Source organism: Taklimakanibacter deserti (genome assembly GCA_003574785.1).
Genome location: QORU01000015.1, coordinates 130475 through 151735, shown reverse-complemented (window position 1 = coordinate 151735; position 21261 = coordinate 130475). Strand labels below are relative to the sequence as shown.

The 21261-nt window shown below is 62.1% G+C and carries 18 protein-coding genes and 1 pseudogene; 7 read left to right on the top strand and 12 right to left on the bottom strand.

Annotation, left to right across the window (positions count from 1 at the left end; all coding sequences use genetic code 11):
* Positions 1–10: 10 nt before the first annotated feature.
* A complete protein-coding gene (locus DS839_RS28105) occupies positions 11–1078 on the bottom strand; it encodes a substrate-binding domain-containing protein (RefSeq protein ID WP_119273826.1) in 1068 nt (355 codons plus the stop codon).
* Positions 1079–1262: 184 nt separating this feature from the next.
* Here DS839_RS28105 and DS839_RS28100 point away from each other — a divergent pair, with 184 nt between their 5' ends.
* Positions 1263–2288 (top strand): LacI family DNA-binding transcriptional regulator, encoded by a 1026-nt coding sequence (locus tag DS839_RS28100; RefSeq protein ID WP_162918857.1) that lies wholly within the window; start codon positions 1263–1265, stop codon positions 2286–2288.
* Between the two features lie 44 nt (positions 2289–2332).
* On the opposite strand, the gene DS839_RS28095 is transcribed toward DS839_RS28100, so the two are convergent.
* Positions 2333–2605, bottom strand: coding sequence for a DUF4242 domain-containing protein (locus DS839_RS28095; protein ID WP_119273824.1), 273 nt, complete (start codon positions 2603–2605; stop codon positions 2333–2335).
* 152 nt (positions 2606–2757) lie between these two features.
* Here DS839_RS28095 and DS839_RS28090 point away from each other — a divergent pair, with 152 nt between their 5' ends.
* Positions 2758–4470, top strand: coding sequence for an AfsR/SARP family transcriptional regulator (locus DS839_RS28090; RefSeq protein WP_162918856.1), 1713 nt, complete (start codon positions 2758–2760; stop codon positions 4468–4470).
* Here DS839_RS28090 and DS839_RS28085 read toward each other — a convergent pair.
* A complete protein-coding gene (locus DS839_RS28085; protein WP_119273873.1) occupies positions 4448–4675 on the bottom strand; it encodes a DUF1127 domain-containing protein in 228 nt (75 codons plus the stop codon). The two genes, DS839_RS28090 and DS839_RS28085, sit on opposite strands and share 23 nt — an antisense overlap.
* 102 nt (positions 4676–4777) lie before the next feature.
* On the bottom strand, positions 4778–7174 hold the full coding sequence (locus DS839_RS28080; RefSeq protein ID WP_119273872.1) for a thiamine pyrophosphate-binding protein: 2397 nt from the start codon (positions 7172–7174) through the stop codon (positions 4778–4780).
* 235 nt (positions 7175–7409) lie between these two features.
* Here DS839_RS28080 and DS839_RS28075 point away from each other — a divergent pair, with 235 nt between their 5' ends.
* Positions 7410–7874, top strand: coding sequence for an Lrp/AsnC family transcriptional regulator (locus DS839_RS28075; RefSeq protein WP_119273822.1), 465 nt, complete (start codon positions 7410–7412; stop codon positions 7872–7874).
* Between the two features lie 40 nt (positions 7875–7914).
* Here the strand turns inward: DS839_RS28075 and DS839_RS28070 are convergent, their stop codons facing one another.
* Together DS839_RS28070 and DS839_RS28065 are read right to left on the bottom strand one after the other, a co-directional pair.
* Positions 7915–8388, bottom strand: a complete 474-nt coding sequence (locus DS839_RS28070) for a DUF3237 domain-containing protein (protein WP_119273821.1) — start codon at positions 8386–8388, stop codon at positions 7915–7917.
* A gap of 47 nt (positions 8389–8435) precedes the next feature.
* Entirely contained in the window at positions 8436–9314 is an 879-nt protein-coding gene (locus tag DS839_RS28065; RefSeq protein WP_119273820.1) for an EamA family transporter, read from the bottom strand.
* 284 nt (positions 9315–9598) lie between these two features.
* Here DS839_RS28065 and DS839_RS28060 point away from each other — a divergent pair.
* From DS839_RS28060 to DS839_RS28045, 4 genes and pseudogenes are all read left to right on the top strand, one after another.
* Positions 9599–9751: pseudogene (locus tag DS839_RS28060) on the top strand (Lrp/AsnC ligand binding domain-containing protein); the annotation flags it as partial.
* 10 nt (positions 9752–9761) lie between these two features.
* On the top strand, positions 9762–10712 hold the full coding sequence (gene gcvA, locus DS839_RS28055) for a transcriptional regulator GcvA (RefSeq protein ID WP_119273819.1): 951 nt from the start codon (positions 9762–9764) through the stop codon (positions 10710–10712).
* Positions 10713–10802: 90 nt separating this feature from the next.
* The gene (locus DS839_RS28050) at positions 10803–12368 is read left to right on the top strand and encodes an ABC transporter substrate-binding protein (protein WP_162918855.1); all 1566 of its coding nucleotides are present in this window, start codon (positions 10803–10805) and stop codon (positions 12366–12368) included.
* Positions 12369–12405: 37 nt separating this feature from the next.
* Entirely contained in the window at positions 12406–13422 is a 1017-nt protein-coding gene (locus tag DS839_RS28045; protein ID WP_162918854.1) for a dipeptidase, read from the top strand.
* On the opposite strand, the gene DS839_RS28040 is transcribed toward DS839_RS28045, so the two are convergent.
* The 6 genes from DS839_RS28040 to DS839_RS28015 are packed head-to-tail and all read right to left on the bottom strand — an operon-like array spanning position 13397 to position 21073.
* Entirely contained in the window at positions 13397–15718 is a 2322-nt protein-coding gene (locus tag DS839_RS28040) for a N,N-dimethylformamidase beta subunit family domain-containing protein (RefSeq protein ID WP_119273816.1), read from the bottom strand. The genes DS839_RS28045 and DS839_RS28040 overlap by 26 nt on opposite strands.
* Before the next feature lie 18 nt (positions 15719–15736).
* A complete protein-coding gene (locus tag DS839_RS28035; RefSeq protein ID WP_119273815.1) occupies positions 15737–17377 on the bottom strand; it encodes a branched-chain amino acid ABC transporter permease in 1641 nt (546 codons plus the stop codon).
* A gap of 3 nt (positions 17378–17380) precedes the next feature.
* Positions 17381–18280, bottom strand: a complete 900-nt coding sequence (locus DS839_RS28030; protein ID WP_119273814.1) for a branched-chain amino acid ABC transporter permease — start codon at positions 18278–18280, stop codon at positions 17381–17383.
* A complete protein-coding gene (locus DS839_RS28025) occupies positions 18280–19008 on the bottom strand; it encodes an ABC transporter ATP-binding protein (protein WP_119273813.1) in 729 nt (242 codons plus the stop codon). The genes DS839_RS28030 and DS839_RS28025 overlap by 1 nt, the downstream gene beginning before the upstream one ends.
* A complete protein-coding gene (locus tag DS839_RS28020) occupies positions 19005–19781 on the bottom strand; it encodes an ABC transporter ATP-binding protein (protein ID WP_368911962.1) in 777 nt (258 codons plus the stop codon). Before DS839_RS28020 ends, DS839_RS28025 begins: the two co-directional genes overlap by 4 nt.
* Positions 19778–21073: an ABC transporter substrate-binding protein gene (locus tag DS839_RS28015; RefSeq protein WP_119273811.1), complete on the bottom strand. Its 1296-nt coding sequence runs from the start codon at positions 21071–21073 to the stop codon at positions 19778–19780. The genes DS839_RS28020 and DS839_RS28015 overlap by 4 nt, the downstream gene beginning before the upstream one ends.
* Between the last annotated feature and the right edge of the window lie 188 nt (positions 21074–21261).

Genomic DNA, 21261 nt, shown 5'->3' with positions numbered 1-21261 from the left:
GCCCCGCTCGTCAATTGCATGTCGGCATCTTGTCGGGGACGTTCTTGTAGACTTCCTTGACGTCGAGCCAGTGCTGGTGCTTGCAGACGAACTCCGGCATTTCCTTCTGGCTGACGAGATAGATCGGCGTCTTCACCCAGGGAATGTCGGCCGCCTTGTTGTTGATCTTGTCCGTAGCGCCAATGTCTTCGCATTTCGCCATGGCGATCGCCGCCTTGGCGCCGGCAACGGCCATCTCATCAGGCGCCGGCCATACACTGCCGAACATCCGCCCCTCGACGATCGCTTGCGCGGCGGCGAGCTCCATATCCTGCCCGGTGACGGGAATGGATCCGGCCGCCAGGCCCGCGCCGTCAATGGCCTGAAGGACGCCAACCGACATGCCGTCATAGGACACGAGGAAGGCGTTGATCGAATTGTCGTTCTGAGTCAGCGCATTTTCGGCATGGGCCTGTGCGGCTTCGGTCTTCCAGCCGGAAGAGAACTGATCGAGGACGATCTTGATATCGCCCTTGGCGACCAGCGGGTCGACCACCATGTGATAGCCTTCCTGCATCTGGGTCGAGCCGGTCTGGCCGGGATCGCCGCCGATCAAGGCATAGTTGCCTTTGGGCACAGCGCCGATGACGGCGCGGGCGGCGGATGCGCCACCTTCACGCGGATCACGACCGATAAAGGCGGTCTGATTGGCGCCGAGGATCAAATCGTCATAAGAGGCTATGGGGATTCCGGCCTCGTTGGCCTTTTCGGCAATCGCGGCCGCGACGTTGAAATCCACCGGCTGGATGACGATCGCATCGACGCCTTGAGTGATGACGTTTTCCGCCTGAGCGACCTGCTTGGCCGCATCGTGATCGGCCGACTGGACGAGAACCTGATAGCCGCCGGCTTCGGCGGTCTTCACGAAGAACGGCACGTCGGCATTGAGATACCGGAAGGCCTTCTGATGCTTGAGCATGAAGGCGATCTTGCCGGTCGTTCCGGGCTTGCAGTCTCCCGCAGCTTTTGCCGGAGCCGTGACGGTCAGCACCCCGGTCAAGGCCACAGGCACGAGCCACGCCATTCGCATATTCACCATGACATCCTCCCATGATTTGCAGTGGCCGCTTATGATCTCGGCTCACTTTATGGTAACGCTAACTATCAATAACATGATAGTCAATGGGATAACCGGTTGATTACTTGCGCTTTCCGTATCTATTGGTTTGATTTAATGTTAGAATAACACTCACTCATGTTAACGTAACATCGAGGAGAGCTGTGTGCCTGTAACCCTTCGCGACGTCGCTCAGAGAGCCGGCGTATCGGCAATGACGGTGTCGCGCGTAGTCAATGGCAGCGGAAGCGTCGACGCCGAAACCCAGCGCCGCGTCGAGGAGGCCATCCTGGCCCTCGACTACATACCGAACCGATTGGCCCGCAGCCTGGTCTCGCAACAGACGAGAACCATCGGCCTCATCGTGCCCGATGTCGTGAACCCGTTCTTCGCGCCGGTCGTGCGCGGCGCCGAGACGACCGCGCGCAAGGCCGGCTATCGCGTTCTCCTGTGCAACAGCGAGGGCGATCTCAGACTGGAACGAGAATATATCGAAGACCTCGTGGCCCATCGCGTGGAAGGCCTGCTGCTCGCACCCGCAAGCGATCGCTCCCGCGTCGCCTTGCTTCCTCTGCTCAAAGGCCGCTTCCCTCTGGTCCTGCTCGACCGCTCGCTACCCGATACGGATTGCGATCATGTCATAAGCGACAGCGTCGCCGGAGCCCGGCGTCTCGTCGAGCATCTCATCGCGGTCGGTCACCGCCGCATCGCTCATTTCACCGAATCGGATGATGTGTCCACGGGCCGCGATCGGCTCGAAGGCTACCGCCAGGCCCTCGAGGCCGCGCATATTCCCGTCTCCGAGGATCTGATCTTCCGCACCACCACCGATCGCATCGGCGGCTATCGCGCCGCGCAACTGATGCTTCACCTCGATCCCTTGCCGACGGCGATCTTCACCGTGAACAACATGACGGCCCTCGGCACGATGCAGGCGTTGCGCGAACGCGGCCTGAAGGTGCCCGAAGATATCGGGCTCGTCTGCTTCGACGATGTCGAGCACCTTGCCATACTCTCGCCATTCCTCACCGTCGTGGACCAGCCGGGCGAGACATTCGGCACCCTGGGCGCCCAGCTTTTGTTCGAGCGTATTTCGGGCAAGGCCGGCAACCGCAGCCGCCGCATCGTTCTGCAAGCCGATCTGATCGTTCGGCAATCATGCTGCGCCAATAACGGCGTTCCGGCGCGATGAGCGGAGATCGGCCGGTACATTCAGTCCCGACCGATCTCAGCACCTCACCTCCCGGTCGCTGGACCGATGACCGCCGCGACCTCCGTCACCTTGCTGATCGGAAACCCGCCCCGGCTGGCGTGACGGCGGATGACCTCGATGTTCTCCGCTTCATGCACGCAATACATCTTGTCGCCGTCGACGTAGCTCGTGATCCATTTGTAGGGCGCGCCCAGCCTGGCGACGACTTCGTTGGACTTGGCTGAAATCTCCTTGAGCTCCTGCGCCGTCAGCTTGTCGGCGCCCGGGATATCTCGTTCGATGAAGTACGTTGGCATCGTGGAATTCCTTTTGTTACAGTGTCTTGCGAAGCTAGCCGGCCGGTGTGGGAGCGACTGCGCAGAGCGGCCGGCCGGCGCCGCAGACGCCGTCAAACGCTTCATCACATGCTCCTGCCGCAGCACCATGACGGATGGGAAAGGCCAAGCGCGTGAAGACAAAGATCAAGCTCCTGGGCGAGCCCGCCATCCTGCATGACGGAGGCTCTCATCCGCCGGTGCGCGGCCATCAGGCCTGGGCGCTTCTCGCCCGCGTGCTCCTGGCGCGCGCGCCGCTCGATCGCCGGACCCTGGCGTTGGAACTGTTTCCCGAGGCCGCCGATCCGCTCGGCGCCTTGCGCTGGTGCCTGGCGTCCTTGCGCAAGGCGCTCGATTGCCCGCAATGCCTCGGCGGCGATCCGATCGTCCATGATTTTCCGGGCCATATCGATGTCGATCTCTGGCATCTCGATGACGGTGATCTCGATGTCGAGGCAGCCGGTCCCTTGCTCGGCGGAATGGAGCCGCGCTCGAGCCCTGAATTCTCGACCTGGCTGCTGGTCGAGCGTGAGCGCATTGCCGGCCTCCTCGAGGCGAGACTGCGGCAGGAAACCATCCGCGCCATGGCCGTCGCCGATCATGACCACGCCGTCAGGCTCGCCGAATTGGGCGTGCGGCAAGCCCCGTTCAATGAGGGCGGCCATATTCTCCTGGTGAAGAGCCTGGTCGAGGCGGGCCGGCATGAGGCAGCGCTCGCCCATGTCGAAGCGACCGAGAAACTGTTCCTGGCCGAGCTCGGCGAGAAGCCGTCGCCCGCCTTGCGCAGCGTCGCGCGGCGCACGGTTTCTTCACCGCCCGGCGGCATTGCACCCGGCACCTTCGTTCAATCCCTGATGCAATCCGGTCTCGCCGCTTTGGCGGCCGGTGCTGCGGATGCCGGGATCGACTGCCTGCGGCGCGCCGTCAACGAGGCCGAGAAAATCAAGGATGGGCCCCTGCTCACCAAGGCGACATTCGAATTGGGCACCGCCCTGGTTCATGCCATAAGGGGCTATGATGATGAGGGCGCCATCCTGTTGCGCCAGAGCGCCGAGCTGGCACAGCGATCAGGCACAGCCCAGATGGCCGCAGCGAGCTTCCGTGAGCTCGGCTATGTCGAGGCGCTCGCCGGCCGCCGCCCGGCGGCCGCGGCCTATCTCGCCAAGGCCGCCGAGCTTGCAGATGATCCAGACAATCTCGCCGGCATCCACGCCGTCATCGGATTCAATCTGATCGATTGGGGCCGGATCGCGGAAGGCCTCGACCACTATATGCAGTCCCTCGACCACGCCCGCTCGGTCAACAACCGCCGGCGCGAGATCTGGACACTGGGCCTCGGCGCCCGGGGCTTGATCGCCGCCGATCGTCTCGCCGAGGCCGACGCCTGGCTCGTAGAATGCCTGAGGCTCGTGGACGAGCAGCGCTGGATCGCCTTCCGTCCGTGGCCCGCCGTCCTGCAGAGTGAAGTGCGCCTACGCCAGCAGGGGGCGCCTGAAGCCCTGCGGCCAAGGCTCGAAGAGGCCTTCGCCCTCAGTTGCCAGTTGGGCGATCCGTGCTGGGAAGCCGCCGCGGCGCGCGGCCTGGCGCACAGCTATGAAGCCGAGAACCAGCTCGCCCGCGCCATGGACTGGCTCGGCGAAGCGCGGCGGCGATGCTTCAGGGAAACCGACGGCTATGCGGCACTCCAGGTCGAGATCCTTTCGGACATGGCCGAGATCAGCCTGAAGCAAGGCCAGAAGGGATCGGCGGATGCCATCGCGCGGCAATGGGTAGCCATGGCAGCGCGGACCCATATGGACGGCCATGTGGCCCGCGCCGCGCAATTCATTCGCGGGTGCTCCGCTTGAACTCCGGTGGACGGCCGTGGCGAACCAGCCGCTCGACGTCGCCGCGTGAAATGCCGATATCCTTCAGCATGTAATTGTCGGCCGCGGACAAACGCCGCACGGCTCGCCGCGTCTCGACAAAATTCCGCCAGCGCTGCAGCAGAGTCAGGAATCCAAACCAACGCCGGCGGCTTTTCAGCTCACCGCCCTGAGAATGAACGAGCATGGCTTTCGATCCTTCCATCCTTGCGATGATCTCTCATTGCCGCGCGAGCGTTGGACGGAACGTGGATGAAGGATGAGGCGCTCAGCAGGCCGTCACACGGGGTCAGCTCATCAGCTTGAGCTGGCGGATCGGCCGGCCGGGCGACACGGCCTGCGCCGCCGCGACGATGCCATTCGCATCGATGCTGTAATGCCGGTAGAGATCGGCGATGGTGCCGGTCTGGCCGAAATGCTCGACGCCCAATGAGCGGGTGCGGTGGCCCGAGACGGCGCCGAGCCAGGCGAGCGTCGCCGGATGACCGTCCAACACCGTCACCAGCGCGCAATGCGACGGCACTTCCGCCAAGAGGCGCTCGACATGGCTCTTGGCATGGACGAGACCATGCTCGCGCGCCCTTTGCGCCGCGGTCCAGCCGGCATTGAGCCGGTCGGCCGAGGTGACGGCGAGCAGACCGATATCGCGCCGGTCTTCCGCCATGAGGCCCACCGCCTCGATCGCTTCCGGCGCCAGACATCCCGTATAAGCGACGACAACCTGAGCATTGGGGCCGGGCCTGCGCATCCAATAGCCGCCATTGACGATGGCGTCCGCGAGCTCAGGGCTCATCTGGCGCGTCGGCTGCTCCACCGGCCGCGTCGACAGGCGCAAATAGATCGAGCCGCCGACCGCATCGCGCAGCCACGTCGTCTCGTCGATCTTGGCCTCGCCCGAGCGCTGGATGTAATCGAAAGCGAAGCGCAAAATGACGGCAAGCTCGTCGACGAAAGCCGGCTCGAAGCTCGCGAGACCGTCCTGCGCCATGCCGATGAGCGGCGTGGCGATCGATTGATGCGCCCCGCCTTCCGGCGCCAGCGTCACGCCCGACGGCGTCGCCGCCAGGATGAAGCGGGCATCCTGATAGCAGGCATAGTTCAAGGCATCGAGGCCGCGCTCGATGAAAGGATCATAAATCGTGCCGACCGGGATCAGCCTTTCGCCGAAGAGCGAATGCGACAGCCCGAGCGCGGAGAGCATGATGAAAAGATTCATCTCGGCGATGCCGAGCTCGAAATGCTGACCTTCGGGCGAGAATTCCCAGGTGAAGGTCGAGGCGATGCGCTCCTTCTTGAAGATGTCCGCCATCTCATGGCGCGCGAACAGCCCGCGCCGGTTGACCCAGGCGCCGAGATTGGTCGAGACCGTGACATCGGGCGAAGTGGTGACGATGCGACGCGCCAGATCGCTCTCGCTCTTGCCGATCTCGTTCATCAGGAGACCGAAGCCCGCTTGCGTCGAGGTGACGGCCGGCTGCGCCGCGGCGATCTCCGCCGGCACATCGATCTTTTTTGCCTGGAAACGGCGGCGGCCCTTCTGATTGAAGGGCGCGGTCTTGATGAAATCCGTGAGCGCGGCGGCGGGGCTGCGCAAGCCTTCGAAAGCCTCCCATTCATGACCGGACCTGACATTCATGGCTTCGCGAAAGGCTTCCGTCTGCGCCGCCGTCATCAGCCCGGCATGATTGTCCTTGTGGCCGGCAAGCGGCAGGCCAAAACCCTTGATCGTATAGGCGATGAAGCAGACCGGCCGGTCATGAACTTGCGCCGCCTCGAAGGCCTTGAGCAAGGACGGCAGGTCATGGCCGCCGAGATTGGTCATGAGCCGCGCCAGCTCAGTATCGGAGCGGCGCTCGATCAGCTTCGAGACTTGGCCCTGATCGCCGATGTCGTCGTGAAGCCGCTTGCGCCAGGCGCTACCTCCCTGGAAGGTGAGCGCCGAATAAAGCTGGTTGGGACAATTGTCGATCCAGTCGCGCAGGCGCTCACCGCCCGGCTCGGCAAAGGCTTCCTCCAGAAGCGATCCATATTTCAGGATGACGACATCCCAGCCGAAATTGCGGAAGATCGATTCGAAGCGCTGCCACAGGCCTTCGCGCACCACCGCATCGAGGCTCTGCCGGTTGTAGTCGACGACCCACCAGCAATTGCGCAAGCCATGCTTCCAGCCTTCGAGGAGTGCTTCGAAGATATTGCCTTCATCCATCTCGGCATCGCCGATGAGCGCCACCATGCGGCCTTCGGGACGATCCTTGCCCCACCCCCTCGCCCGCACATAATCCTGGACGAGCGAAGCGAAGAGCGTCTGCGCGACGCCGAGTCCCACCGAGCCGGTCGAGAAATCGACATCGTCCACATCCTTGGTGCGCGAGGGATAGGATTGGGCACCGCCAAATCCGCGAAAATTCTCAAGCTTCCCACGCGATTGGTTGCCGAAGAGATATTGGATGGCATGGAAGATCGGGCTCGCATGCGGCTTGACCGCGACACGGTCCTGAGGCCTGAGCACCGCGAAATAGAGCGCCGTCATGATGGTCGCGAGCGAGGCGGAGGAGGCCTGATGGCCGCCCACTTTCAGCCCGTCGCTCTTTTCGCGCAGATGATTGGCATTGTGGATCGTCCAGGTCGCGAGCCACAGGACCTTGCGTTCGAGATCGGCGAGAAGGGGAAGGCGGGAATCGGTCATCGTCAGCTCCTGGATCACGATCACTTCCAGACGGATCACCCTGAAGTGATCGTGATCGGAATTTTTGTTTGGCGCGTGATCGGACGGAAAACCGGGGCCACTTTTCCTGATCACGCGCTGAGATATCGGCAAGCTAACAAACCTGATAGGCTTATTCTTGCCAATTTCAGCTTGCTAGACAAGCGATATTAGCGATAATCACCAATTCTTGCTCCTTATTCGGCAAATCCGATCAATGGCCACATTGGACGACATCGATCTCAAGATCGTGCGGGCGCTGCAGATGGACGGGCGCATGACCGTCCAGGAGCTCTCCGAGAAGGTCGGGCTCTCCGCCTCGCCTTGCGCCAGGCGGGTGCGCAATCTGGAGAAGGCCCGCATCATCAAGGGCTATGCCGCCGTGATCGATCCCGCCAAGGTCGGCCTGCCGATCAGCGTCTTCGCCTCGATCAAGCTCGAGCGCCAGCGCGAGGAAGAGCTCGACCGCTTCGCGCAAGCGATCGCGCGCTGGCCGGAGGTTGTCGACTGCTTCCTGATGACCGGGCAGCGCGACTATCTGATGCGCATCGTGGTCAGCGATCTCGAAGCCTATGAGCGTTTCCTGAAGGAGAAGCTCACCCGCCTCGACGGCGTCGCCTCGATCGAATCGAGCTTCGCGCTGGGCGAGGTCAAGCGCTCGCATGCGCTGCCGGTGAAGTAACGGCATAGGCCGCAGAAGCAGATGGCGCTGTCCCTTGGGTTCAGGCGAGGGCGAAGATGTCATAGGTGACAAAATGGTCGTCGTCCGTCTCACCTCTGCCGATGTTCTTCCCGATACAGATCAAATCGTTCAACCATCCGTATTTTGGAGAACTGGTTTCAAATACCGGATTTGTCATGAAGTAGAGCCCATTAATTGCCGGCATATCGCTTGGAGGATGCTTCTGCCTGATCTGCTCGGCCGTCGCTATTCTTCCGCCATAGCTTACGAAAATCCACGATTGGTCATCCGCCAAGATCGATAGCCTGACATCAAGCCGCTTCGTCCCGCTCGGCATTATCCGCAACCAGTCTGCGGTTGGCGGAGTTATTTTACCTTGAACATATGGACCTCTCACCCAGCCTCCTGACCTGAGATTGTATACCTTCAGGTCATTCGAAATCTGCTGCGGCGCCTCGAGCGGCGCGTGGAGCGTCATCAGATAATATGTGCTGATGCTTGCGGTTGGTTTCATCTGCAGATCACTCCACCTGAGTCAATCTCGTTGACCACGCAAATCAATCACCTGGTGTGCCGAATATTCATCGCCAGCAACAGGCTTTTGACATTCTTGATCGGTGCTTCGAGCAGCAGAAGCCCTGCGACGACTATGGCGACGCCCACCCATTGAAGGACAGCGAGGCGCTCACCGAACAAGGCCATAGCGAGAAAAATGGCAAATACCGGCTCGATCACGGTGATCAGTGTGGCCCGAACCATTCCGATGTGCGGTATGGTTGCCAGGAACAGGGCGAGGCCAAGGCAGAATGCCGTCCCTGTGCCAAGAAGGCCGAGCCACCCGATTCCTGTCGCTGGTAATGTCATTGGCTCGATCATCGGACCTGCGATGCTTACCAACAGGAGCGCGATCATCGAGGTGTAGAAGTTCACGATGAGCGTGCCGCCCTCGCCGACAGCATCACCGTTGGCGACAACCAGGCCGGCAGCCCCACAAGCGCCAAGAAAGGCGAATGCCAAACCGGCGATATTGAGTCTGCCGAAGCTTATCGACAAGGCGAGTGCGAGTCCCAGAAGGATGAAGCAGCAGCAAGCGAATCGGAATCGGCTAATCACATAAGTGCCTCTCACATGTCCAATCCAGGCGATGAGAATCGGATGGAGATAGAGAATTAGTATCACCAGCGAAAGATCGATCAAGGTAATGGCCGTCAGGATGCCGAGGCTCATCGCCGCTGTTGCAACGCCGCCAATCAAGCAGAGGCGCAATACCCGGGTGGACGTGAGAATGCGATGGCGCCCGGCAACCAGCAGAATGGCGAGCAATATCACCGTGACGAAAAAGCGGCAGACGAGAACGAATGGCACAGAAGCTCCCGCCTCATAGGCGATCTTGGAGAAATTGGGTACGGCGGCAATGAAAATGCTCGATACGAGCACCATCGCAATTGCCACGGCTTGGGATGCACCCGTTCTGCCCTGACCCGACCCCTGGTGAGGATGCACGAATCTCCTCCCCTTGCCCGCCGCTGGAAGCTTCCCCCTCCTCTCCTCCCAAGTCAACCGCGGGTGGGCGGAGGCTCGTTTCAGCGATCACCGCTACACGCCGACCGGGCGGCATCCCCAACACGGCGGCCATCCGGAAGCAAAGCCAACGATTGGCAAGACCACCGGATCGTTTAAATTGCCGCGTCGAGGGGTTAGCTGAGGTGACTTGGCCTATGTCGCGTGATTGCCTGATGCGTATCGTGGTGAACGATCTCGAAGCCTATGAGCGCTTCCTGAAGGAGAAGCTGACGCGCCTCGACGGCGTCGCCTCAATCGAATCGAGCTTCGCGCTGGGCGAGGTCAAGCGCTCGCATGCGCTGCCGGTGAAGTAAGCGTCAGACCATGGCCAAGCGGCTGCCGCCCCTCAATCCCTTGCGCGCTTTCGAAGCGGCGGCGCGGCATCTCTCCATGTCGCGTGCCGCGGCTGAGCTCAATGTCACCCATGGCGCCGTCAGTCACCAGGTGAGAGCGCTCGAGCGGACATTGAAGACGGCGTTGTTCATTCGCGACGGCAATGCATTGAAGCTGTCGCCGCAAGGCGAGGCTCTGCTGCCGCGGGTGACGGCCGCCTTCACCTCGATCACCGACGCCGTGGCCGAGCTCACCCAGCCCGTTGCCGAAGGCGACCTCGCCATCGCCTGCCTGCCGTCGCTCATGACCTTCTGGCTTTTGCCGCGCCTGAACCGCTTCGCGCAGCGCCATCCGGGCGTCAGGCTGAAGCTCATCGCCACCAACGACAAGAGGAGGGTCAGGTCACAGGACGCGGATGTGTGGATCACCTATGGCGTCGAAGCCTGGCCCAACCGGGACTGGAAATTGTGGTTCGAGCCTTCGCTCTTCCCGGTCTGCAGCCCGGCCTTGATCAACACGCGGCCGATCCGAACCACTGACGACCTGCGCGGCCATACGCTTCTCCACGCCGACGGCGGGCGTGAATGGAACACCTGGCTCAATGCCGCAGGCCTGCCGGAGCTCACCATCGGGTCGCGGCATCAGATGTCCGATGCCAATCTCGCGACGCTCGCGGCGATCTATGGTCATGGCATCGCGCTGTGCGACAGTCTCACCGGTGTCGATCTCCTCGCCGAAGGCCGGCTCGTCGTTCCCATCGATCTCAAGATCTCAGCACCTGAAGCCTTCTACGTCGTCTATCGGCGCGAGCTCGGCCGGTCGCCGCTGATGCGCACCTTCATCGACTGGCTGTTCGCCGAGACGCATGCGCATCGGCCGCTGCCCGATTTCAGCACGCTCAAGTCGCAAGCTCCGCGCCAGCCGCGAAAACGGCAGGTGTGAAAAAATCTCACATCCACGGCGTTGTTAATCTCGTTTGCCAAGCCCGCGCGCGATCTGAACAATCAGAGCCTGATGCAAGGAGAGCGGGCGATGGCGCAAAACGCGGCACACGGCACGGAAAACAATCGCGGCCTGACCCGGCGCCGCCTGCTTGGCGCCGGCGCCGCGGCGATCGGTCTTGCGGCAAGCGGCGGATCCCTGCGCGCCGAGGAGCCGAAGCGCGGCGGCTTGTTGCGATTGGGCCTCGGCGGCGCCAGCACCACCGACAGCATGGATCCGACGACGACGCAGAATTCGCTTGGCGCCAATCTCAACCAGCAGATCTACAGCTGCCTCGCCGACATCGACGACAAGACCGAGCTCCTCCCTGGTCTCGCCGAACGCTGGAGCGCCAATGCGGCGCTCGATCAATGGCAATTCGATCTGCGCAAGGGCGTCGAGTTCCACAATGGCAAGGCGCTCACCGTCCAGGATGTGATCTATTCCCTCGGCCGGCACATCGCAGCCGACTCGAAATCCGGCGCCAAGGCGCTGCTCGCCGGCATCAAGCGCCTTACCCATGACGGCGCCAACACGCTCAAGATCGAGCTTAAGAGCGGCGATGCCGGCTTTCCCTTTGTCCTCGCCGACTATCATCTGGGCATCGTGCCGGACGGCTTCGTGGACTGGAGCAAACCCATCGGCACCGGCCCCTTCGCCATGAAACGCTACGATGCCGGCGTCAAGTCCTATGCCGAGCGCAACGAGACCTATTTCCGCGACAGCCATCCGCATGTCGATGCCGTCGAGGTCACCGCGATCAATGACTGGACCGCGCGGCTCAACGCGCTGCAGGCCGGCGATGTCGACATCGTCAACCGCGTCGACAGCCGCTCCGCCCAACGCTTGCAAGGGTCGGGCGGATCCAAGGTCATCTCCTCGCCCGGACGCACCCATTATTGCTTCGTCATGAATACGACCGTGGCGCCCTATTTGGACGTCAATGTCCGCCTCGCCCTCAAGCATGCGATCGACCGGCAAGCGATCCTCAAGCTGGTGCTGGCGGGCTATGGCAGCATCGGCAACGACCATTCGATCCCCGAGAGTGATCCCCTGTTCGAAAAGCTGCCGCAGCATGACTATGATCCCGACAAGGCCAGACATTATCTCGGCAAGGCCGGGCTTTCCAATCTCGCGATCGATCTCTCCGCTGCTGATGGCGCCTTTGCCGGCGCCGTCGACATGGCGCTCCTGTTCCAGCAATCGGCGCAAGCGGCAGGGATCACCGTCAATGTCGTGAAGGAGCCGGATGACGGCTATTGGGAAAACATCTGGATGAAGAAGCCCTTCTATATGAGCTGGTTCGGCGGGCGACCCACCGCCGATCTCATGCTGTCGCTCGGCTATCGAAGCGATTCGCCCTGGAACGACACTTTCTGGAAGAACGCCGAATTCGACCAGTTGCTGCTCAAGGCGCGCGCCACCGCCGATGCGGCGCAGCGCAAGGCCATGTATGGCACCATGCAGAAGATGATCTGGGAAACCGGCGGCTATCTCATTCCGGTCTTTGCCGACAATATCGATGCCCATGGCGGCAAGGTCAGGGGCTTCCGGCCCAATCCGAACAGCGATCAGATGGGCGGTCACTGCGCCGAGCAAGTGTGGGTCGAGAGCTGATCCCCTACCCCAACCATCCATTCGAGACGAGCTTCGCATGAGCACCAGCGACCCGCTAGGAAATCCGATCATTTGCGACATGACCTTGCCGTGGTCCGCCGAGCACATGGTCGACAAGGACATCACCTTGCCGCGCTTCAAGAAGGCCGGCGTGGATTTTGTCTCCCTGACGGTCAACCTGCGTGAAAGCCCGCTCAGCGCCACGGTCCGGCATATTGCCCGGGTGAAGGCGCATATCGCCGAGCGCGCGGAGAGCTTGAGTTTCGTGACCACGGCCGATGAGATCATCGCCGCCAAGAGCGAGGGCAAGCTCGCCGTCGGATTCCACTTCCAGGGCGCCGATCCCTTCGAGGGCTCGGTCGAGCTGGTCGAGCTCTTTGCCGGGCTCGGCATCCGCCATGTGCTGCTTGCCTATAATCAGAAGAACCTGGTCGGCGACGGCTGCGTCGAGCGCACCGATGCAGGCTTGAGCCGCTTCGGCGTGAGGCTCATCGAAGCGATGAACAGATCGGCGATCATCGTCGATGGCTCGCATACTGGCTATCGCACCACGATGGAGGCGATGGAGGTCTCGACCCGGCCCTTTATCTTCTCCCATTCCAACACCTTCGCCCTCGTTCCGCATTACCGCAACATCAAGGACGACCAGATCCGCGCCTGCGCCCGAACGGGCGGCCTCATCGGGGTGAATGGCGTGAACGAGTTCCTGGGCGATATGGAAGCCGGCACCGAAGCGATGTTCCGGCATGTCGATCATATCGCGGGCCTCGTCGGGCCGGAGCATATCGGCATCGGGCTCGATTATGTGAAGGACTATGACGCCATCTGGCAGTGGATGCAGGACAATCCCGATCTCTGGCCGGACAATGACGGTGCGGCGCCCATCTATCCCGCCCATGCGCAGCCCGAGCAGATCCGCGAACTCGGGGCTCGCCTGCTGGGCGCCGGTTACTCACGGGCCGATGTGCACGGCATATTGGGCGGCAATTATCTGCGCGTGCTCCGCCGGCATGAGCGAGCGCGCGCCGTCACTTCCACTGCTTCTCCTCATTGATCCAGTGCGATCCCGGCAGCGCTCCCTTCTTGATGAAGGCGCTGACGACATTGCCCAGCATGCGCGAGACATTATTGTCGAAATTGTTGACCGGCAGCGCCTGTCCGAAGGCGATCGATCCGCCGCAGAAGACGGCGCCGTCATTGGGCGCGGTGAAGAAGGTGATATCGCCGCGAATGCGATAGTCCTGCGTTCCGGCGAGGCCTGGATAGGGATAGAGGATCTCCTCGATCGACAGGAGATAATTGTCGCTGTGGCCGCCGGACGAGGCCAGTATCTTGGTGTGCGGCGGCGTCCCCAGTTGCAGGTCGTAGCGGTCGAGCTCGAGCCCGGCAGCACCCCCATAGGCAAGCCCCGAATCGCCGATGACCTCGCCCTCTATCCCCTTCATGATCCAGGATACCTGGCGATGATAGCTGTCCGGCATGCGGCGATAGGGCCGGCTCGTCTCGAAGCCTTCGGCGATGAAGCCGATGCCGACCAGCTTCTGCGGCGGGCGCCCGAGATTCTTCCACAGGCCGCTCTTCTGGCCGGTCGTCGCCAGATAATGCTCGCCGGGCCTGGCGCTCCAGGCGCGCATGCCGGAATCGAGCTTGCGCACTTCCATGATCCACGGCTCATCGTCGCGGAAGGCCACGTTCCAGTAATAGCCGTTGCCGCCCATATAGATGTAGCGCCCGCCTTGGGCGACATAGTCCTCGGTCGCATCGAGCATCGCTTCCGAATAATATTCGGGATGGGTGCCTGAGATCACGCAAGCATAGGGCTCGAGCGCACCTAAGCCTTCCTGGTGCAGATCCTCATCGGTCAGGACCTCATAGTCGTATTTCATATGCTCGAGCCAGGCGATGATCGACAGATCGGCGGGAAACTGCCAGGTGACGCCCATGCTCGACATGCGGTGCTTCGGCCGCATATTGAGGATCGGCCGGCGATAGGAGCTGAAGCAGACGCCATTGCCGTCGGCCCAGGCATCGTAGGTGGAGAGACCGAACTCCCAGTTCTTGTACATCTCGATGTCGATCTCCGAGACGATGGGCGGCTGGCCGGTCATCGGCTGGATGATCTCAGCATCGAAGCTCAGATGCTCATTGGCGTAAGCGAGATAGCTCGCAGTCGGGATCAGCAGGGCGATGGGCGCCTTCGGCTCCTTGGCGCGCACGAAGAAGACGACATATTCCTCGCCAAGCCCGGTGCCGCCATTGGCCCTGAGCCTCACCGCGTAAGCACCGCTCTTCAGATTGTCGGGAAGAATGAAGGTCTTCGTCACCTCCCAATTGCAGTCGATCATCGCATCATAATGGAATTCGATGCCGCCATATTCCTCGGGCGCCAGGCGGAAGCAGTCATTGCGGCCGCTCCAGTTCCAGCCTGTCTGGGCGCGCACCGGACGGTTATAGCCGCGGGCGTCGAGCCCATGCGGACCGACATCGATGACGTCATCGCCGATGCCGCGATCGCTATAGCCTTTTGTCGTGTCCCAATAAGCGACGAGCCCTATGGCGGGCGGTGTGCCGCCCGACTGGATGACTGCGAGCTCTTCGCGCGTCAGAGCGCGCTCATAAAGGCCCGGCCGGTCGATCTTGCCGCAGAAAGTCTGTGAGACGAAGTCGCCGCGCTTCTTGTGCCAGTCGCGCGAGCCCGCGATGAGGAACGGCGTGTCGGGCAGATGCTTCTGGCGGAAGCGGAAGGTCTCCGAGACGTGCGAGCGATAATCGAGCGGCGCCACCCGCCCGAGCAGGCTGTTGTAGCGGTTGGCGACGCTTTCCTGATGGATCGTCGCCTTGCCGGTCCTCGCGTCGAGCGTCGCCGCCACGAAATACCACATCTTCTTCTGCAGCGGCAGCTCGGCCTTGAGGTAGTCGACCTCCTTGCCGTCGCCGACCCAGAATTCGAGATGACCCTGCTGGTTGATGCCGAGGCAATAGCCCACATTCTCGTCATTGTTCCAGCGCCCGATGATGCATTGGCGCAAGCCGGCCTGCGGCAGGCCCGGATAGACGAAGGCGAAGAGGGTGATGCTGCCGGTCAAAGCGAGCAGCCCCTTCGGATCGGCGACCTCGAGATAGGAGCCGACTTGCGTATATTGTTTCTTCACCGGCCAGGTGCCGTTCGCCGTGCAGGCGATCTCCTCCTCGATGAAGCCCGGACCGTCGGGATGCTCGTCGCCATGGATGAGCCTGACCAGCATCGCCTCGGCCTTGTTGGTGCCGTCGGCATTGACATGGATGGAGATCGCCTCGCCCGGCCTGACCGAGATTTTGTCCGCGTAACCGAATAACTTAACCTGTGCCATATTCGAAACTACCTATGATCACGATTCGAGCAGGTCCTGGACGCGGCGCATGAAGATGCCGTGATAGGCTTCTTCTTGAGAGCCATAGACCTTGTCCTCGACGATCCGCGGTGCCACGCCGCGCTGGCCGGACAGAGCGACGATGCGATAGGCCTTGAACGCCTCGACCACGGTGATGGCGTATTTGTCGATCTGCGGCTGGCGGCGGAAATAGAGCAGCAGCCGCTCGAGCGGCTCGCTGTGCTGGCCCAAGGGGCTCTTGCGGTGCTCCTCGATGACTTCCGGGCTCACCAGCGTCTTCAGATAGTCGCGCTGCATCTTGTCGTAGCGGCGCCAATAGACGAGATCCTTGTCCTCGGTCTCGGTCGATTCCTCAGGCAGCATTTCGCCTCCCTTCTCCGCCCGGGTGGAGCGGCGTTCGCTTTTCTTCTTGTCGCGCCAGGCGCGGAACTGTTCCTTGATGCCGAACAAGCCGCCGCGCAGGAACAGGACGACCAGCGCCATGATCAGTCCGATCATGATCAGGCGAACCGGTCCCCAGCTGATCAACACCTTGTCGAGGAAGACGACGATGGCGGTGCCGACGACGGCGCCTTCGGCGCGGCCGATGCCGCCGATCACCAGCATGGCAAGCCCCAGGAGCACCGTGTCGAACGAGAAGATGGAGAAGCCGACACCGCGATAATGGCTGGCATAGAAGCCGCCGATGAAGCCCAGCGCGATCGACGAGACGATGAACACCTGGATGCGGGCCTGGCGGTAATTCACGCCGGTCGCCTCGGCGAAGGCCTCGCGCTTCTCGGGCGCCATGCGCAGCACGCGGCCGAGGCGCCTCCCATTCACGAAGCGGTAGAGCAGCAATGCCAGCAGCATCACGGCGAAACAGGCATAATAGCCGAGCAATGACTGGTTCATCGGTGCCCAGTCCGCCGGTATATAAGTGTCGGCGCCATAGAGGCCGCCGGTCGATGAGCCGAACTGCTTCGACTGTAAGGCATAGACGCGGCAGAGTTCATTGAGCCCCAAGGTGAGCAGTGCGTAATAGAAGCCGTCAAGCCGCGTCGCCGGAATGGCGATGATCGTCCCGCAGACAAGGCCTATGGCTGCGCCGAGCAGCGGCAATGACCACCAGGGGAAGCCGAAGGTGATCGAGAGCCATGTGGTGCCGAAGGCGGCCACCCCCACCACCGCGAAAGTGGCGAGCGAATAGATTTGGGCGGTGCCGATGATCAGCATCCAGCACAGATTGATCGCGGCATAGATGCCGAAGAAGGCGCCGGCGACCAGAAGGGTGTTGAGCATCGAGGCCGGCACGAAGAAGGGCGCTACGATGAGCGCCAGGAGGCCCAAGACCCACCAGATCGGCCGCTTGTCGACGATCGTCTTCTCGGCCCGCATGGTCTTTGGATTGTATTCGCCGCTAATATGGAGGACACGCCGGCGCGTCGGCCAGTAGCGCAGCTTGCCCCACAGGCGCCCGCCATGGCCGGCCCATTTGTGGTAATAGCGCAGGCGTCCGACCGGCAGCAGCGGCACGCGCGATTGACGGGTCTTGTCCCAGATCTCCTGGGGCATGCGATGCCGCCCCGCCGGGATCTCTTCCTCGGCCCCCTTGACGTCGCCCCAGACATAGAGCGGATTGCGCCAGCTATAGGTCATCGCTCACGCCTCCCGCGCTTTGTCGAGAATGCCGGCGATGCCGCGCGGCCTGATCAGAAGGATGACGATGATCAACAGGAACTGGGTGATGAGGACATATTGCCCGCCAAGCGTGACGCTGGTCAGCGCCTCGTTGAAGCCCAGGAGCAAGGCCGCGATCACGGCACCCCTGACGCTGCCTAGCCCGCCGCAGAGCGCGATCGAGACGCCCTTGATCATCGGCGTCAGGCCATTGAACGGCGCTATATAATAAGTCTGCGACAAGAGCACGGCGGCAAGCCCGGCGAGGCCGCCGGTGATCGCCATGACATAGAAGCCGGTGCGACGCACGCCGATGCCGACGATCGAGGCGGCATGCGGGTTCATCATCATGGCGCGGATCTCGAGGCCGCGCCGGCTCGAGCGCATCCAGTGCAGGACCACGACCAGGATGAGGATCGAGGTCAGCACATTGCCGATCTTGTCGGCGGTGAATACGATGTCGAACAGCTTGAGCTTGCCGGTGCCGAAAATCTCCGGGAGATTCTTCGACCGCGGCCCGAACCACCACATCAGCGACTGGGTGCCGACCAGGCTGATGGCGAGCGTCGCGATGAGGCCGCGCACGGTGAAATTGGGCTTGTCATGGATCGGGATGAAGGCGATGGCGCAGACGAGGAGGCCGCCCAGGACGCCGGTCAATATGCCGCCCAGCAGCACCACGGGACCGACGGTGAAGGCGGGCAAGAGCGGCACCAGATACTGCGCGGTGAGCCAGGCGCCATAGCCCGCGAGCGCGAAAATGAAGCCGTAAGCCAGATTGATCAGGCCGAGGCTCGACCAGGTGATGGAGATGCCGATGGCGAGCGTGCCATAGATGCAGGCCAGCACGATGGCGTTGGAGATGACGAAAGCCCAATCCATCAATGCACCTCGCGCTTGGCATTGAGCATCAAAGCGGCGGATGCCTCGCCTTTGAGCTTGCCGACATGCATGCCGATGACCCGGTCGACGCGGCCTTCGAGCAAGGCGACATTCTGCTCGGCGATCACCATGGCGCTGTCACCGAGCTCGACGCTCATCAGGGCATCGAGAACGCCCTTGCCGATCTTGGGCGCCAGTCCGAGCGAAGGCTCATCGACCAGGAACAGCGAGGCTTCCGCCATCAGCCCGCGGCCGATCGACACCATGCGGCGCTCGCCGCCCGACAGCCTGCCGACCGGGATCGCCATCAGCTTCACCAGGGGCGGAAAGATCGCGAGGATGCGCTTCTTGCGTTCCGCCCGCTCGCGCCACGCCCGGGCTGTGAAGGCGCCGCTGTCGAGATGCTCCTCGACGGTGAGCCCATGGAAGATCTCATCGCCTTGCGGGATGAGGGCCAGTCCATGGTGGACGACTTCATGGGTGTAGCGGCCGGGGCCCTGGCTCCGCGTGCGGCCGACCTCGACGCCGTTGAGCTTGATCGAGCCGCGCTGCCAGCCGGTCAGGCCGGCAATGGCATAGAACAACGTCGTCTTGCCATGGCCGTTGAGACCGACGAGCCCCACGCGCTCGCCCGAATGAACGATGAAATCGAGGTCGTGGATCACCCGCATCGGGCCATAGCCTGCCGACAGGCCCTTCACATTGAGGACTTCGCGGCGCGGGCTCATTGCAGCGCCCCTTCATCGACATTCTCGAAATAGGCGGCGTGCACTTTGGGATCGTTCAGGATGTCGGCGAGCGCGCCCTCGGAGATGACCTCGCCCGCATCCATGACCATCACACGGTCGGCGATGGTCTCGAGCAGCTCGATGCGGTGCTCGACGATGACGATGGCGATATCCATCTCCTTCGACAGGAGGCGGATCAGGTGATCGATCTCATCGACCTCGGAATTGATGAGGCCCGCCGCGGGCTCGTCCATCAGCAGCAATTGCGGGCGGCGCATCAGCAGGCAGGCGAGTAGCAGCTTGCGCCGGTTCAAGGTCTCGAGCCGTGATGTCGGCTCGCTCGGATCGACATCGAGCGACACCAGCTCGGCGCCATATTCGGCATCGAAGCGGGTGAGATAGGGCGCATAGGCCTGGCGCGCCGCCTTGAAGGTCTCGGCCACCGTCAGCTCGTCGGGAACGACCGGCGTCTGATAGGTCCGTCCTATCCCCAAACGCGCGCGGCGATAGAGCGGCAGATGCGTGACGTCCTGTCCCTGGAAAGTGACCCGGCCGGATTTGGGCATCAGGCGCCCGGACAAGACCTCGAACAGGCTCGTCTTGCCGGCGCCGTTCGGGCCGATGATGCCGAGCACCTCGCCGATGCCGACATTGAGGTTGATATCGCGCAGGATCTCGCGCCCGCCGAGATCGAGCGAGATCGACTCACAGGCGAAAAGCTCACCCATCGGGCGCGACGACGGCGTCGCGCCCTTCCGTTGATGCGAATTCATCCCCACCACGGAGCCGGCTGCAGCTTCGATTCGGAGATCTCGTTCGGGAAGATGATCTTGTGCTCGGTGTTCTGCACCTGCACATAAAGCTGGCTCATGCCCTTCTCGAGCTCGCTCGCCGAGATCGGGTAGCCGTTGTCGGGGAAGTGCGCGGCTTCCTGGAGCTCGTTCTTCATGTCCATGTAGCCGCACACGCCACGATAGGGATGATCGCGGATCCAGTCGCACACGGCCTTGAAGTTGTCGGGGTCGCCGACGCCTTCCCAGGCGAGCTTCAGATACTGGACGATGTCATAGCCGTTGCCGGTATAGACGAGGCCCATGATGCCGGGGAAACGCTTCTTGTATTTCTCGCGGAAGGCGCGGCCCTTCTCATCGGCATAGACGCCGAGCACCGTCGACCAGCAGAAGCCGTTCGCCGTATCGCCGGCGAGGGTGAGGAATTCCGGCTGCGAGGGACCATATTGCATATAGACGAGCGAATCCTTCACCGGATCGGCGATGAACTGCTTGCAGAAGGCGGCATATTCGGCGGCGACCCAGTGATCGACCATGATCGCCGCGGCATCGACCTCCTTCATCTTCTGGATGACCGGCGCCCAGTCCTGGACCGGGAACTGGATGTCGGTAACCTCGGCGACCTCGAACTTGCCGCGTTTCTTGATCGCCTCCTGGGCCGCCTTGGAGATGGTCTGGCAGTAGGCGACCTGCTCCTGGATGATGTGCACCTTGCGGTTCTTCGGCTTCCACACGCCCTGCGCTTCCTCATGCTCGAGCCACAGCGGATAGGTGTACCCATAGTGGACTTCGGAAGGATCGGTCTGGAAGATGTGGGCGTATTTCTCAGGGTTGGATTTGAACGCCTCGGTCGCGGCGCGCTGGGTGTTGCCCTGCACATAGGGGCATTTGTATTTCGCCGATTCATCCATCGCCGGGATGGGCACGAACAGGAAGGCATTGGAGATCGCATGAACCTTGGCGTCGATGCAGGCGGCGATCGCCTGCTGGCAGCTTTCCGGGGAAAGCTTGTCGACGTCGGTGACGAAGAGCTTCAGTTCGCGCCCGAGAATGCCGCCCGCTTCGTTGATCTCTTCCATCGCCAGAGTGGTGCCGTTGAGGTGATCGAGATCGTCGGCGACGCCCGCGGCGGCGGTCTGCGATGTCGGCAGGCCGAGGACGATGGGATCGGCGGCGAGCGCGTGGCGACGTGATACGAAGGGCATCGCCACTGCCGTACCGGCAAGGGCGCCGGCGCTCCGAATCACGGTCCGCCGATTGATCTTCCTGATCATGAGCTTTCCTCCAGTTGTTTCGTTGACACCTCGCCGCTTGCTGCGGCGATGGACCCTCTTTGAGAGGACAAAACATCTAGACATTTTCTCAATCAAACGTCAAGCGCTCTGATTAGACATTTTGTCTATTTGCGATACAGAATTTCGAATAATACCCTCTATTTCAATGGATTATACAGTGCGCACGA

Excerpts from the sequence above, each read along its gene's own strand:
- DS839_RS28105 (WP_119273826.1), bottom strand. The coding sequence starts at position 1,078 with ATGGTGAATATGCGAATGGCGTGGCTCGTGCCTGTGGCCTTGACCGGG.
- DS839_RS28095 (WP_119273824.1), bottom strand. The coding sequence starts at position 2,605 with ATGCCAACGTACTTCATCGAACGAGATATCCCGGGCGCCGACAAGCTG.
- DS839_RS28085 (WP_119273873.1), bottom strand. The coding sequence starts at position 4,675 with ATGCTCGTTCATTCTCAGGGCGGTGAGCTGAAAAGCCGCCGGCGTTGG.
- DS839_RS28080 (WP_119273872.1), bottom strand. The coding sequence starts at position 7,174 with ATGACCGATTCCCGCCTTCCCCTTCTCGCCGATCTCGAACGCAAGGTC.
- DS839_RS28075 (WP_119273822.1), top strand. The coding sequence starts at position 7,410 with ATGGCCACATTGGACGACATCGATCTCAAGATCGTGCGGGCGCTGCAG.
- DS839_RS28070 (WP_119273821.1), bottom strand. The coding sequence starts at position 8,388 with ATGAAACCAACCGCAAGCATCAGCACATATTATCTGATGACGCTCCAC.
- DS839_RS28065 (WP_119273820.1), bottom strand. The coding sequence starts at position 9,314 with ATGGTGCTCGTATCGAGCATTTTCATTGCCGCCGTACCCAATTTCTCC.
- gcvA (WP_119273819.1), top strand. The coding sequence starts at position 9,762 with ATGGCCAAGCGGCTGCCGCCCCTCAATCCCTTGCGCGCTTTCGAAGCG.
- DS839_RS28050 (WP_162918855.1), top strand. The coding sequence starts at position 10,803 with ATGGCGCAAAACGCGGCACACGGCACGGAAAACAATCGCGGCCTGACC.
- DS839_RS28045 (WP_162918854.1), top strand. The coding sequence starts at position 12,406 with ATGAGCACCAGCGACCCGCTAGGAAATCCGATCATTTGCGACATGACC.
- DS839_RS28040 (WP_119273816.1), bottom strand. The coding sequence starts at position 15,718 with ATGGCACAGGTTAAGTTATTCGGTTACGCGGACAAAATCTCGGTCAGG.
- DS839_RS28035 (WP_119273815.1), bottom strand. The coding sequence starts at position 17,377 with ATGACCTATAGCTGGCGCAATCCGCTCTATGTCTGGGGCGACGTCAAG.
- DS839_RS28030 (WP_119273814.1), bottom strand. The coding sequence starts at position 18,280 with ATGGATTGGGCTTTCGTCATCTCCAACGCCATCGTGCTGGCCTGCATC.
- DS839_RS28025 (WP_119273813.1), bottom strand. The coding sequence starts at position 19,008 with ATGAGCCCGCGCCGCGAAGTCCTCAATGTGAAGGGCCTGTCGGCAGGC.
- DS839_RS28020 (WP_368911962.1), bottom strand. The coding sequence starts at position 19,781 with ATGAATTCGCATCAACGGAAGGGCGCGACGCCGTCGTCGCGCCCGATG.
- DS839_RS28015 (WP_119273811.1), bottom strand. The coding sequence starts at position 21,073 with ATGATCAGGAAGATCAATCGGCGGACCGTGATTCGGAGCGCCGGCGCC.